This is a genomic window from Chryseobacterium panacisoli (assembly GCF_008274625.1).
Classification (GTDB): domain Bacteria; phylum Bacteroidota; class Bacteroidia; order Flavobacteriales; family Weeksellaceae; genus Chryseobacterium; species Chryseobacterium panacisoli.
This window is the reverse complement of the sequence record NZ_VTRU01000001.1, coordinates 1,396,977-1,411,478: the sequence shown is the minus strand read 5'-3', so window position 1 is coordinate 1,411,478 and position 14,502 is coordinate 1,396,977. Positions and strand designations below refer to the sequence as shown.

Here is a 14,502-nt window from a genome sequence, read left to right as displayed (position 1 = left end):
TTTGAAGGAGGTTTTTGTTTTATTAGGTAATGGGTAGCAGGGAGTGGCTGCCATTAGGTTTCAATACTGTTTTTTTGTATCAATAGGAGGCTAGTTCAAATAAAATAGAAATTCAACGGGCTCTAGCCAAAACTTATAATATAAAGCTTGCAGGACGCATGTGAATAGCTTTAAAGTAGTTGCCAAGAGTATTCTTTCAGCAAAGGAAAATAGGCGCAAATATCTGTGAAAATCTGTGGTTAAATATAATAAAGGTATTACGCTGCCTTTTATCCTCTAAGAAATAACCAGGTTTTTCAATATTGCTTCAGACTTCAGTTCCGTTTCTGTCCATTCTTTCTCCGGATTGCTTTGAGCTGTAATTCCGCCCCCCACAAAAATATGTACAGAATCTTTATAAAGCCTTGCACAACGTAAATTTACAAAATACAGAATACTTTCTTCGGTTTCAACTTTGATATACCCGGCATAAAACTCACGTGGGAATTTTTCGTATTTGCGGATATTCTCATTACAAAAATCTTTTGGAATGCCACAGACAGCAGGAGTAGGGTGCAGGTCCTGAATAATACGGTCAAGATCTTCAGGTTTTATTTTGGTCTTAAAATCTGTTCTTAAATGCTTAATATTGCCTGAAATATGATCATATGTTTCGGACTGTTTTACATGGTCAGAATAGTTTGTAAGAATATCCTGAATATAAGAAGTGACAGGTTTCTGTTCTTCAATTTCTTTTTCAGACCATTCCTCAGATACCGGAAGAGTTCCGGCAAGGGCCATAGTTTCAAACTCGTGGGTGGTTTTATTGAATTTTCCTAAAACTTCTGAGAAAGCTCCCATCCACGCATTTTGTCCGTCATTAAACAGATATCTGAACGCATTTGGGTAAGATTTGCAGAGGTTTTTAAAACTTTCTCTGTAATTGATTGTTTTAAAGTCTGTAAAGATCTTTCTTCTTGAATAAACAAGTTTTGGAAGATTATTTTCTTTGATCACTTCAATTACTTCGTGTAATGTTTTACAGTATTCTTCTTTTGTTTCAGCTAAAATGTCTGTTGGGTCATCATTCAGCGCATTACTGGTGATCAAGGTATGGTCAAATTCAGCGGGATCTATTTCAAAAATGTCTCCGTTGAAGCTGATCCGGTCTAAACTATTGTAGGAGTGAAAATTGACTGCATTTTTTGTGTTTTTTTCATCTGCAGACAGAAGTCTTTCGTCAAAAGGAAGTTTGAAATAAATCATGAGTTATGAAGGATTTTGAAAATCATTAATGAGAAATAATCCAGGAAGTTCCCATGGTGATTTTCCTTTCTGCAAAGGTATTATTAGTCTTAAAGATGTCAAAATAAAAAGAGCTTAAATTTATTTTAAGCTCTTTATTTTTTATGTTGTGGCAACTTATCTGTTAATGATATTATTCGTCATGGTCGTATGATTGATCAAAACTCCTTTTTCATCACGGATTTCAATTTCAGAAACATGCATGGATTTTCCTTTTCTGATAAAACGTGCGGTAGCCGTTACAATTCCATCCTTTTTGCTTCTTAAATGATTGGAATTGATATTGGTTCCTACTCCGTAATATTTTTCACCATCAATAAAAATATTAGACAGGCTTGACCCTAACGTTTCAGCCAGAACACAGCTTGCTCCTCCGTGCATGATTCCAAATGGCTGGTGTGTTCTTGGAAGAACAGGCATAGTGGCGGTAAGGGTTTCATTTTCAAGATCAATATCGATGAATTTTATTTCAAGGGTTTTGGCAAGTGTTACATCTCCCCAGTTATTGATGAATGCTAATATTTCTTCTTTTGTCTGACCTTTCATTTTTTTATAATTGATAAATGATGATTAATTTTGCTTCTTGCTTCTATTCAGTTCCGGTTCCCATAATATTAGGGTTCCAGTTTTCAGGGACTTTAGGAACAATGTCGTTCTTGACGTAATAGTCCTGAATTTCCTGCATGATTTCTGAAAAAGGAACAGATGCTATTCTTTCATATGGAATTGTATAACCCAGGTAAACAATATTTCTTTTGAAATCACCTGCAGCCAGTACGATAGGCACTTTTGCTGCCAACGCCATGTGATAGAATCCTTTTCTCCATTTCGGAACCCAGCTTCTTGTTCCTTCCGGGGTAATAACAAGACTGAAATCTTCTTTAGAAAACTGGTTGGCAACAAAATTCACCAGATCATTTTTCTGGGTTCTGTCTATACCAATACCTCCAAGACCTTTTACGATACTTCCGTACCAGGCTTTGGTGTGGGCATCTTTAATGATGATTTTTAAAGGTTTTTCCAGGGACCAATAGGCGAAATTTCCTAAAATGTATTCCATATTATGGGTGTGAGGTGCTACCACTAGGATACACCTGTTCAGGCTGTTGACATCGCCCTGCAGAACGACCTTCCAGCCTAATATTTTTAACATTGCTTTGCCTATCAGCTTTTTCATAGATTCTTGAATTAAAAACAAAAAAGTATAACCAAACTTTGGTTATACTTTACAAATATATTGAAATATTATCGCTCTTAAAACAAACCGCTAATTAAATCTACGATTTTCATTACGAATTCCATTGCAAATTGTATCATGATAAGGCTGTGTTTTTGGTTGGTTGGTTATTAAATTTTAGCTCTACGAAATTAAAACTTTTTTTTCACATAAAGAACTAAATAGAGTTTTATTTTTACTTTTCTGAGAGAAGAAGAGTGTGAATTTCAAACGGTTGCCATCCACTCACACCTTCTACCACTCTCTGAAGTTAATTATTTAGTTTGTATGGAAATTTCGTTTTTTCCGTCTTTGATTTTGATGTCCATATCTTTATTTGACTTTTTGATATTGGACACTGCGGAATCAATTACTTTCTTTGCCTGGTTATTCGGAACTTTTTTACCGTTTACGATGATACTGTCCTGATCATCAGAGTTGTATTCGATGCTGGAACCGTTTACCGTGATTTTATTTTTTTCAATTCTAACCCCGTTGTTATCTTCGTCGTTGTCCTGTTCGTTGTCATTGATTCCATCTCCATCTAAGTCACCATCCATATGGATATGGTTTTGGTTCATTGAAATAACCACTGCTTTTTGCGGAACTACAAGTTCATACTCCAGACTATAGTCTCTGAATCTGTGCTCATATGGATATTTGATATAGTTTGGAAGTAGTATTTTATTGTTTACAACTTCTACAGGAACGGTCAGCTGGATTGGGAAATTATAACCTTTTCCTTCTTTCTTGATGATCAGATACGGTGTTTTAATATCTGGTTTTCTTGTAACATCTACTGAGATATAATCTTCTTCATACACAGATCTTTTATCTGAATAAATATCATTATTATATGCTTTGAAGTTCTGAGGAATGTTGATTTGTTTTACATCCACATACACAGTATCTGAAGTAGTATTGATTGCAACATTCTCTACATCTTCCTTGCTTCCTCTGTAAATCATATCTTTCTTAGCCATACTTATTCCGAAGTAAGTTGCCAGTCCGATCAGAATAAGGAATAAACCTCCTACTACCCATCCGATGTTTCTCAGTTTTGTTTTTGGAGAGAAAATCTTGATACTTAATAAGCTGAAAAGAATTGCCGGAATTAAGCTTCCTATTACCATCATGGCTGCCAGTACTTTATCAAGCCCCTGATCATCCATATAGAATCGGATCTCATTCGCTCCGGGGAAGTCTGTATCCATTCCGAAAAGACCGAATAATACAAATACCCCGATAATGCTGCTTACTGCCATCAATACGAAGAATCCTCCTACGATATACTTGAATACATTCCAGATTCCGCTGCTTGCATTGTTGATATAAGGTTTGTTTTCGTTGTATATTTCTCCGACCCTCTGAGTAGATTCATTGGCAAACTGCACCAATTTATTAGACTCATTCTTAAGATTGTCGAAGTTCATAGGCTTTCCCTGCATTTTCAGGAAATCTGCTGCTGTTTCAGCTTTTGGAAGTACGATCCAAAGGATTACATATAAAAGACCAATCAGTGAAGATGAAATGGCAGCTGTAAAAATTCCTAATACAAAGATTCCCAGCCAGATTGCTCTCATTCCGGTAATATCCATTCCTACATATTGAGCTAAACCTGCGCAAACCCCTGCTATTTTTTGTTTTTCAGGGTCACGGAACAGTTGTTTTTTATCGGAATAATAAGTTCCTGAATTATTTTTTCTGGTAGATGTTTTTTCAGAAAAATAAGCTTCTTCCTGTTCTTCAATTTTTTCCGGGCTTCCGATCTGTGCGATTACCTTTTCTACATCGGTATCATTAATTACTTCACGTTTTCCCAGAGAGTCTTTGAAAATCTCCACCATTCTTATTTCTATGTCATGCATTACCTCATCAGCCTCAGAAGCATCCAGTGAGCTTCTTAGAGCGTTCAGGTAATCGCTGAGCTTTATATATGCGTGTTCTTCTATGGTAAAAGAAAAACCTGCGAGTCCTATTGAGAGTGTCTTGTTCATAGCTTTGTTTTTTAATTTTGTTGGGTGATGTGGTTTACTGAGGCTGTCAGTTCATTCCATGTGTTTTGAAGTTCATCCAGAAAAAGTTTTCCTTTTTCTGTGATCTGATAATATTTTCTGGGTGGTCCTCCTGTAGATTCTTCCCATCTGTAAGAGAGAAACTCTCCGTTTTTAAGTCTTGTAAGAAGAGGGTAGAGGGTTCCTTCCACTACATCCAGTTTTCCTTTTTTCAGTTCGTCAATAAGATCAGAAACATACATTTCGCGATTATTGATGAGACTTAGAATACAGAATTCCAGAATTCCTTTTCGCATTTGCGCTTTGGTATTTTCGGTATTCATCTTTGATAAGTTTTGTTAATTAGTTATATAATTTTCGAAGTTCGGAACCTAGCTAGTTGTACCTATTTCGATTTTACATTACAAAGATATGTAAATAAAATGGTATTATGCAATACAAAGTAGTGGAATTTTTAAAATAAATATTATAAATAGTTGATAATCAGTTTTATAATTTTCAATGTGGATTTTGATCAAAATAAATTCGGGTAGGAAATATTAAAAAAGTTATTCAATTTCAATGAAACTGAACGAAATGAAGAGCAAAAATGATCATTCTGCTTATTACCTATTATTTATTATTATAGCCCCGATAGCAGCGGGTACCCCACAGCGGTTTGGGGCAGGGAGCGAGCGAGGAGTATGAGCGTATAGCGGGAAACAGCTTCTTATCAATGAATATTCTTTTATGTAAAGGCTGTTAAAATGTTTCAGATCCTTACAGATAATAAGGCCGGAATTTTGAGATCGGTATTATGATTCGTATTTTTGTTAGGAAAAAACACCAACTAAATCATTTACTATTGCCATGAATCTATTCAATAAGTATAAGCATTTGCCGGCTTTTGTTTTACTGGGGCCTGCATGTTTCGGACAATATCAGTTTGAGGTTAAAAATGCATCAAAGAATTATGATGCAATCATCCAGGTAGAGAATTGCTATGATGACCGATGCAGTGGTAAAGGAACTGTAGAACTGTTTGATCGTAAAAACACAAAGGTACAGACTCTTGCATCGGATAATCTGGTATTGGAAATAGATCAGGCTGAAAAACCTAAACTGGGAAAAATGATTCAGCTGACGAATACGCAGAATTCTGTAATCATTGATGATTTTAATTTTGACGGGACTGAAGATATAGCGGTAAGGAACGGGAACATGGGAAACTACAGCGCTGCTTCCTATGATGTTTATGTATTCAACAGTACAAGAATGGCATTTGTGAAGAGTAAAGAGCTTACAGATCTTGCGTCCAGCTCCCTTGATATTTTTGATGTGGATGTGAAACGTAAACGCCTGATCTCCTATGGAAAATCTGGTTGCTGCGATTTTTTTACCACTGAATATGCCGTTATTCCAAATAAAGGACTTGATAAAGTCTTTGAAAAAGAAGAAGACATGACGGTAGAAGGCCGCGTAAAAGTGATCACCAGAGAAAAGATCAATAATAAATGGGTAACCAAAACAAAGGTGTACCCTTCAGAACAATATAATAGAGAAAAGTAAGATGAAAATTCAGAAAGAAATTGATTTTATTCTGGCAGTGGATGCCTTGAAAAATGTACAGCGAAGAAATTATAATGCTGACGATTCCCGAAGAGAGAATACTGCAGAGCATTCCTGGCAGATCATTATTCTGGCTCAGATTCTTTATCCATATGCTAAAAACCGTGCAGATATTGATCTGTTGAGAGTGATAAGAATGCTTTCTATTCATGATCTGGTAGAGATAGAAGCCGGAGACACCTTTATTTTTGATGAAAAAGCAATGGTAGGAAAGTTTGATAGAGAGAAAGCATCTGCCCAAAAGATTTTCGGAATTCTGGATGAACCTTTGCGTACAGAGTTTTTCAATCTATGGCTTGAGTTTGAAGAGGAGAAAACTCCTGATGCTATTTTTGCCTGTGGGATCGACAGAATTATGCCATTTATCTTAAATTCTCATACTTCTGGAAAAAGCTGGACGGAAGCCGGAGTAACAGAAAAACAAATCCGGAATATGCTTGAAAATGCCATCAGCAGAGCATCAGATGAAATGGGAGAGGCTTTTGAACTGCTGTTGAACAGAAGCCTGAAAACGGAAAAGGTTGTGAAATAAACTTATTGAAAATATCATAAGCTTCGGGCGGCCTTTGGCCGCCCGAAGCTTATGATTTATAGTATCTGGATGGGTTTCTTGAACTCGTCAATCGCTACAAAAGTAAAATCACCTACAATAGCCTTTTCTCTTTCATAGGAATACATCTGCTCGGTATAGATCTCAACATTTACTTTCATACTGGTTTTTCCCACATATGAAACTTTGCCAATAAGTTCCACAATCGTTCCGGCAGGAATAGGTTTCTTGAAATCGATCTTGTCACTGCTCACTGTTACCACTCTTTTTCTGGCAAATCGTGTGGCTGTAATAAAAGCTACTTCGTCCATCAGCTGCATGGCCGTACCACCAAAAAGGGTATCGTAATGATTGGTTGTGTTAGGGAAAACCGCTTTAAAGATTCTGGTTTCGGATGCTTCAATTCTTTCTTCTGTAGTCATATATCATTATTAATTAAAGCGAAATGAAAACGATATTAAAACAACAGAATAATGACAGGAACTTAGAGAACCCCTGAAACAATCCATCAGATCAATACAACTTCAAATCGCGAAAGTTATTTGTTTAAAGAAATAGGCAGGTCTCCTGACTTGTAACATCTTTTATCTCCTTCCCATGCCTCGCACAGTGGATCTTTGATAAAGATTTCAGTTACTTACAGTTGCGCGACAGTCCGTGATTTTCACACGATTCCCTTTTAATCTGCGGTAATGCAGAACCAATTTCTGTGATGAATAAGCGTTAAAACTTTTCGGGGGCAAAAATAATGAATTTATTCCGGATTATGGTAAATAATCTGGCTGATTACTCTTCCTTTCTTAATCGTCCACAGAGTGGTGTATCTGTTTTCTCCTGAACCATTTATCATATATAAGAAAATATTGTCGGTGTCCAGGGACGTTACGCCAATATTCTCAAAATCCATGGTGGGTTGAAACATGTTTTTGATAGCTTCTCTTACAAAGACAGAACCTCTTCCGGGTTGTTGTACTCTGATTGATTTGATTTCGGTCATTCCTTCGGGAAGATCATTTCCGATTCCCCAGGGCTTTACTTTATCAATGGTCAGAAGTTTTCCTTCCGCATCTTTTTCCTTTTTACGGTAACCGGCGTTGGAAGGGTAGATATCAATCACTACTTTGCTTCTTTGGGCAGTGGGAACTTTCGGATCAGAATTATCTGTGAAAATAAGTGATTTCCCGTTTTTGGACCTGGAAGGAGTATAGGCCGGAAGTTGGTCTATATAAGCAATACGTTCTTTATTGACCATTCCTTCTTTATCAAGTGTTTCATAACGTACAAATGGTTTGTCTTCATCCTGTTTTTCAGGATATTTTATCCAGATCCACTCTGTTTCTCCTGGAGCAGGCTTTACATAAACAAATACATCTCCTTTACGCATACGGATCTTGTCTACAATTTTTCTGTAATTGTCTTTATGAACCCGTACATTGGCATATCCTTCTTCAGCTTTTACCACTCCGAAAGGAACTTTATTCTGCCCTTTTACAAAGGCTAAAGAAAAAATACTCAAGGCCGATACATAGAATGCTTTGTTTATGAAAGTCATTATGAAATTTTTTTGATCCCCCAAATATATAAATTAAATGCTTTTCGGAAGATAATTATGCGGGTGCAGTTCTTTAAAATCTTGTATTTGTTTCAAATAATGATAAGAAAGGAGAGGTTGTAACAGTAATATTCTGCAGAATAGTTATGTTTCTTACATATATAACTTAAATCTGATAAAAAATAGAATAATATATGGTTTCAATGTCAAGTATATTCTATAAAATTCCTATTTTTCAAGAGAATTTTAAAACTAATAAGCATGACAAAAAGACTACTTTATGTATTCTCTTTTATTTTGGGTATTTCCACCTTTCAGGCAGAAAACAAAATAGAAGCAGGATCAAAATCTTTATTTTATTGTAATACGGATATTCCCACTGGTGTGCAGGTATCTGCTACAACTCTTACCTCGGGAACCGTTACCTGGACCGCTGACCCTGATACCCCGAATAATTTCATCAGATATAGAATACCCGGAACCACTACCTGGATGGTCGCCACTCCTGTATCGGGGCAAAATTCATTTACCATTACAAATCTGCAGCCTTGTACTACTTACGAAGTGCAGGTAGCCAAAATATGTACAACCCAGGGAATGTGGTCTAATCCGGTATTTTTTACAACAACACTTAATTACTGTGCAAGTGCATCTACAGATACTACTATGATGCATATTTCCAATGTGACAGTAAATTCTACAGGAATTACGACTCCCATGGTAAGCAATTCCGGACCTTCCAATTATACAGATTATAGAAGTGATCTGAGCCGTAGAGTAAAGTTTTATATAGGAAGTACAGGAAATAAACTTTCAGTAACCAATAGCTGGGCCGGTACTCCGGGTACGACAACTGTAACAGCATGGATAGATCTTAATGCCAACGGAGTTTTTGAATCCAACGAAAGAGTTATGGTGGCGAATAATGTTACTCAGGCTGTTCCGGCAGTATCTGTGTTTACGATTCCAAGCTTGGCGGCATTGACAACTTGTGGTGTAACCATGAGGGTTGTTTCAAATCAAACGATGCCTACAGACGCTTGTGGAACATTTATTTATGGAGAAGTTGAAGATTATGGAGTGGATTTAATAAATCTCACACTTGGATTGGAAGAATCAGGGAAGTCTGCAAAACCGGAAATTTATCCCAATCCAGCATCTGATGTATTAAATATCTCCGGAATTTCAGAAGCCGTAGATTATGAAATTTATAATATTGTAGGGCAGAAAACTGATGAAGGAGAAGTTTCAGATCATACAGTGAGCCTTCAGCATCTTTCAAAAGGTGTTTATTTTATTCAGCTGAAAGATAGGGAAAAAGTAACCCGACTGAAATTCATTAAGAAGTAAAAAAGAGAGTACCGTTCTGGTGCTCTCTCTTACTATTTGCATTAAATTAATCTCAGGGTAATTAAATTCTCTCAGGTTCATCCGCATCAAGGGCAGTCCTGAAATTTCAATAACTGACAATCATCAAACGGGTAATATCTTTATCACTGTTTAATTTCCGAGATTTTTTTTAATGCTTACTTTTTTACTATTTTTTTTGTTTCTGTTGTCCCATCTTCATAAGTTACTTTTACAACGTACACGCCCTTACTTCCTATAGAGGAAGAAACAGTTTTATTAGATTTTATATGTTCTGCATTCCAGATCAGTCTGTTGTTCATATCATAAATTTCTGCTTTCTCAAGGAGTTTGTCTGCCTTTATTATAATACCGGTTTCCGTATCTGCAATTAACAGTTGTGATGTATTTGTTAATATATCAGATGTCTTTTTATATTGGGTTATCAATGAGCTGACAGGAGATTGTACAAATTCAAAAATGTAAGTCTGGGGTGTCAGTTTTTGAGTGTCAATTACTAATTCACCGTTTTTGATCTGTCTGCTTTCAAAACTGTTGATCAGGTGTTTTTCTTCGTTATAGAGATTTACTCTTTTCAGATCAGGTATAGCATGAAGGTCAATAGAAATTTCATTCAATCCGGATGTCTTAATAACAGATGAGACCGGTATTTCTTCAGGGGTTAGATTAATATATGGAATGGTCCATGTTTTATTTTCTTCCGTAGTGATTTCAATAAAATGGGGTCCTGTACCCAATGTTTTCAAATCTATTGTTTCATTATTTTCACGTTCGGAACTTTTTCTTTTTAATGCTTCAGTTCCTCCGTCAACTTTTATTCGTGAATTTTTGCTTTCAAAAATAATTAGTTTAGGATCCATAGGAGAACCCTCCCAGGCATAGTTTACTATTGGCATTGTGTCTGCCATTTTTCCGGTAGCCGCCACAGTCTCGTTTTTAGCGGTATTATTAATCAAACCGCCTTTTCTGCTGGATGCAAATATAAGAGAGCTGGTAAGTGCATAAGGTACAGCACCTGCAACATGGTTGGCCATTGTAGGCAATCCGAAATCCATATTGAAAACTGTTCCCTGTATTGTTAAGAAGGCGGTAAACATATTTGAGAATTTTGATCTCATGACTGCTTTTGTTTTCTCTGTATTTTGATAAGGAATAAGATTGTCAACCTTATTATTGCTCATATAAATAGGTGTTTTATTGTACCAGTCATAAACATCACTTTCCTGGGCACACTTTCGTAATGGATGGTTCAGGTCATTTTCTATTTTATTTACATAGACCGGATTAAAAAGATCCCGCCATATTGATGGTCCCCAAGTTAATGAAGCTGAATCCGGATTGTTAATAATATTTGCTTGATAGAGATCCTGATAGGCCGGAGCGATAATTTCTTTATAAGACGTATCATATTGTTTATATCCTATCGTGTGGCACCCATTGATAATTTTGGATATAATACTGATACTATAGCTGGGTTGTTCCAGTACCCCTTTGTTTAGAGTAGTATCAGACATATCATAAGGTCCGCCTCCCAGTGAAGCATGCTTAAATTTAAAATCCTTATAAATCAGGTTGTTGGCTTTAAGAGTAGCCATGGCAGCATGGGCGCCCTGCGAATAGCCGGTCAGAAAATATTCATCATAACGTGCAGTCCCTAGCTGTTCTAAAAGCTGATTAGCAGCTTTTGTCATATCAAGTGTGGCTGTTGCTTCCGTTCTTGCATTCATATAAGGGTGGTAGCCTTCAGAATCTCCCTGCCCAATATAATCAGGAGCCACCACAATATATTCGCTTACTGCAAAAAGAGTGGGAAGGATGAAACCAACTTTTCCAGAATCACTAAGATTAGACGGAACCTCTGCATTATTGGTGGTACCGTGGCAGTATACAAGGGTTGAAAGCTTATGATTTGTTTTTGGAAACATAACAAGACCTGATGCCTTAACTAGTTTTCCGTTATAATCAGGTGTCCAGTACAAAACCTTATAGGCTTCCAGTTTATAATTAGATTGATCAATGAGTTTAATCAGCCCGCCTAAAACTTCTCCCAACTTTGGTTGTCCAATAAGTTCTCCTACAAAATGCTTTGCCAGAAAGCTGGGGGTCAGATTCTCTTTTTTTTCAAAACTTATCATTTCTCCTGCACTCTGTGCGTTGATAGTGTAACAGGCAATAATACAAGCCGTTAGTAATGTTTTTTTCATATGTATTTTAATTTATTTCAGATAAATTTATGATATATGTCATGTTTTTTGGCCGGTTTGCTAAGGAAAAGATATGCACTAAATAAATTAATGGAAAACAGATGAAAATTAAATTTAAAGCACTTGTTTACATTGTGTTGCGGTTTTCAACTGATACTTTTAAAACGTTGAAAAAATATGATCATTTTTCTTTTTTTAATGGATTTTCTATTGCGAAAAAAATATTAAAATATTACAAGGATAACTAAAAAAAACGCTGAAAATATCAGCGCTTTGTTTATAAGTTTAAAATTGTAAAATTCACAATAGGCAAATTTTCAATTAATAATTTAAAAATTATTAAATTCTCTCCAGCTCATCTGCATTAATGGTTGTCTTGAAGGTTCCGTAATTGACAATCACCTTGTTTCTGGAAATCTTTTCGATGGTTCCCACACTGGTACTCCCTGTAATACGAACACGCTGCCCGATTTTCATCCAAATAGCACGGTCACTTTTACGTTGTTCTTCCAGTTTTTCATTGGTTTCTGCAATTTTTTCAATGACTTCCTCCTTTTTCAGCTGTTGAGTTATTTTTCGCTTCACGACCTGAAGACGTTTGGTTTCATCCTTATCATGGCCTAATTTTCTGAATTTCTCCTGCTCAAGAAGTTTTACAAAATCTTTTACAACATCTTTTCTGGATTTTCCCTTTGTATAACTGTCGATGAACGTTTCAATCTTATTCCCGAACTGAAGCTTGCGGTGTTCCTCCTCATACAGTTTCTGAAAATTGAACAGTTTCTGCTGAAGCTGATCATTCAGCTTCTGAAGGTTATCACGCTTATCTTCTACAGATTCTTTTCTTTCCGCAAGATCGGATTTCAGCTTTTCAACTTCAAATTTCTCCTGCTGCAGCTTTACAATGGTCTTGTCGAGGTTAACGATATCATGCTCTACTTTTTTCTTGGCAGAATGGATAATAAATCTTGGAATTTTATTCTTTTCTGCCACTTCAAAAGTAAATGAACTTCCTGCCTGGCCTACTTCCAGTTTATACATCGGTTCCAGCGTTTCTTCATTAAAGAGCATTGCAGCGTTCTGAGCATTGGGAAGCTGTTCTATAACCAGTTTAATATTGGTGTAGTGCGTTGTAATAATGGCGAAGCTCTTTTTGTCATAGAAAAACTCCATGAAACTTTCTGCCAGGGCACCTCCCAGTTCAGGATCAGAACCGGTACCGAATTCATCAATCAATAAAAGCGTATTGGCATCAGCCTCACGGATGATTCCGGACATTTTTTTCAATCTTGATGAATAGGTCGATAAATGGTTTTCAATGGATTGATTATCACCAATATCGGTCATGATCTTCTCAAAGAAGAACATTTCAGATTTGGGATGAACCGGAACCAGAATACCACTCTGAATCATCAGCTGTAATAATCCTACTGTTTTCAGCGTAATTGATTTTCCACCGGCATTAGGCCCGGAAATACAGATGATTCTGTTGTGTTCCGTTAAAGCAAGGGTCTGGGGATGAATCGTTTTATTCTCTACTTTATTTCTCAGCCATAGCAATGGATGGTAAGCGTCTTTAAGTTTCAATGTCTTATGACGGTTGATCTTAGGAAGAATTCCGTTCACTAAATCAGCAAACTTAGCTTTCGCTCTTGTAAGGTCCAGATCAAAAATATAAACCTGATATCTCCATAGCTGAGGTTGAAATTCTGCCAGTTCTGCGGTAAGCTGTCGGAGAACTTTGTCGATTTCTTTTTTCTCTTCCTCTTCACTTTCTCTAAGCTTGAAGTAATGCTTTACAACACTGTCCGGCTGAATGTAAGTAATGGAACCTGTTTTGGAAATTCCCAGTGTTCTTCCGGACACTCTTTTTTTGAATCCTGATTTTACAGCCAGAACCCTTTGGTCATCAATAATGGTTTCCCGGATATCATCCAAAAAGTCACTCTGTCCATAAGTGGTCAGTGCGCGGTTGAAATTTTCCTGAATTGCTTTTTTAGCAAGCTGAATTTCAGTTCTTATACCTTTTAAAGCCGGAGAAGCTTCATTTTTTACTTCACCAAAACGGTTAAAAACCTTATCTACTTTATCAATGATCTCTTTTCTGAATTCCAGTACAGAAACTTCATCTAATAAAGTAGGAAATGTTTCCGGCATGGTGGGGAAGAACTTCTGCAGTTTTCCGATCTGTTCCGTGATGGTTTTTATTTTGATGAAAGCAGCATTTTCCAGTCGGTAGTTCTCAATCAGCATCAGTTTCAGCTCACTTTCAATATCTTCATATTCATCAAACGGAATTGCATTTGAACTTTCAAAACTCGACAGATATTCTGACGTTTTTTTTAACGAAAGTTCCGCTTCGTCTATTTCCATTGGGCGAAGTTGAAGAATTTTTTCTCTTGTTTTCGGAGAATACGCAAATGGGGAGATTTCCGCGAGCAATTGCGGAAACTCTAATTCGTCTAAATCTTCTTTGTCTATATACACACTGCAAATTTAGTGAGAATTTTGATTATTACGTATATCTGAGAGATTTACAGAATAAATTAACTTTGAATCTGATGAGTGCTTTGAGCCATTACAATAAAAATAAAGAAGAATAAATAAGGAAATGAAAAGAAGTTTTTATTTTGAGAATCAGTTTTAAAAGCTGAATAGATATTGCTAAAAGTGGAAAAATTTTGAATGGATAGTGCTTATAGCGT

Annotated in this window: 12 protein-coding genes and 1 riboswitch; of the genes, 3 read left to right on the top strand and 9 right to left on the bottom strand. The window is 36.4% G+C overall.

Annotated elements, in window-relative coordinates:
• Positions 1-276: 276 nt before the first annotated feature.
• From FW781_RS06285 to FW781_RS06265, 5 genes are all read right to left on the bottom strand, one after another.
• Entirely contained in the window at positions 277-1,245 is a 969-nt protein-coding gene (locus FW781_RS06285; protein ID WP_149386628.1) for a chorismate-binding protein, read from the bottom strand.
• Between the two features lie 156 nt (positions 1,246-1,401).
• A complete protein-coding gene (locus FW781_RS06280; RefSeq protein WP_149386627.1) occupies positions 1,402-1,830 on the bottom strand; it encodes a PaaI family thioesterase in 429 nt (142 codons plus the stop codon).
• A gap of 43 nt (positions 1,831-1,873) precedes the next feature.
• Complete coding sequence (locus tag FW781_RS06275) at positions 1,874-2,461, bottom strand: 1-acyl-sn-glycerol-3-phosphate acyltransferase (RefSeq protein ID WP_149386626.1); 588 nt, start codon at positions 2,459-2,461, stop codon at positions 1,874-1,876.
• 314 nt (positions 2,462-2,775) lie between these two features.
• A complete protein-coding gene (locus FW781_RS06270) occupies positions 2,776-4,497 on the bottom strand; it encodes a PspC domain-containing protein (protein ID WP_149386625.1) in 1,722 nt (573 codons plus the stop codon).
• A gap of 11 nt (positions 4,498-4,508) precedes the next feature.
• On the bottom strand, positions 4,509-4,838 hold the full coding sequence (locus FW781_RS06265) for a PadR family transcriptional regulator (protein ID WP_047421133.1): 330 nt from the start codon (positions 4,836-4,838) through the stop codon (positions 4,509-4,511).
• A gap of 526 nt (positions 4,839-5,364) precedes the next feature.
• Between FW781_RS06265 and FW781_RS06260 the strand changes: the two genes are divergently transcribed.
• A complete protein-coding gene (locus tag FW781_RS06260; RefSeq protein WP_149386624.1) occupies positions 5,365-6,063 on the top strand; it encodes an XAC2610-related protein in 699 nt (232 codons plus the stop codon).
• Between the two features lies 1 nt (position 6,064).
• A complete protein-coding gene (locus FW781_RS06255) occupies positions 6,065-6,655 on the top strand; it encodes an HD domain-containing protein (RefSeq protein WP_149386623.1) in 591 nt (196 codons plus the stop codon).
• Positions 6,656-6,711: 56 nt separating this feature from the next.
• Here FW781_RS06255 and FW781_RS06250 read toward each other — a convergent pair whose 3' ends face one another.
• Both FW781_RS06250 and FW781_RS06245 read right to left on the bottom strand, forming a co-directional pair.
• Positions 6,712-7,095 (bottom strand): acyl-CoA thioesterase, encoded by a 384-nt coding sequence (locus FW781_RS06250; RefSeq protein WP_002977578.1) that lies wholly within the window; start codon positions 7,093-7,095, stop codon positions 6,712-6,714.
• A gap of 118 nt (positions 7,096-7,213) precedes the next feature.
• A riboswitch (cobalamin riboswitch) is annotated at positions 7,214-7,393 on the bottom strand.
• A 34-nt stretch (positions 7,394-7,427) separates the two neighbouring features.
• Entirely contained in the window at positions 7,428-8,225 is a 798-nt protein-coding gene (locus tag FW781_RS06245) for a hypothetical protein (RefSeq protein WP_228720149.1), read from the bottom strand.
• A 261-nt stretch (positions 8,226-8,486) separates the two neighbouring features.
• On the opposite strand from FW781_RS06245, the gene FW781_RS06240 reads away from it, so the two are divergent.
• Positions 8,487-9,575, top strand: coding sequence for a T9SS type A sorting domain-containing protein (locus FW781_RS06240; RefSeq protein ID WP_149386622.1), 1,089 nt, complete (start codon positions 8,487-8,489; stop codon positions 9,573-9,575).
• Between the two features lie 176 nt (positions 9,576-9,751).
• Here the strand turns inward: FW781_RS06240 and FW781_RS06235 are convergent, their stop codons facing one another.
• The gene (locus FW781_RS06235) at positions 9,752-11,797 is read right to left on the bottom strand and encodes a T9SS type A sorting domain-containing protein (protein WP_149386621.1); all 2,046 of its coding nucleotides are present in this window, start codon (positions 11,795-11,797) and stop codon (positions 9,752-9,754) included.
• A gap of 339 nt (positions 11,798-12,136) precedes the next feature.
• Positions 12,137-14,284 carry an endonuclease MutS2 gene (locus FW781_RS06230; protein WP_149386620.1) on the bottom strand — a complete coding sequence of 716 codons (2,148 nt, stop codon included), beginning with the start codon at positions 14,282-14,284 and terminating at the stop codon, positions 12,137-12,139.
• Positions 14,285-14,502: the final 218 nt, after the last annotated feature.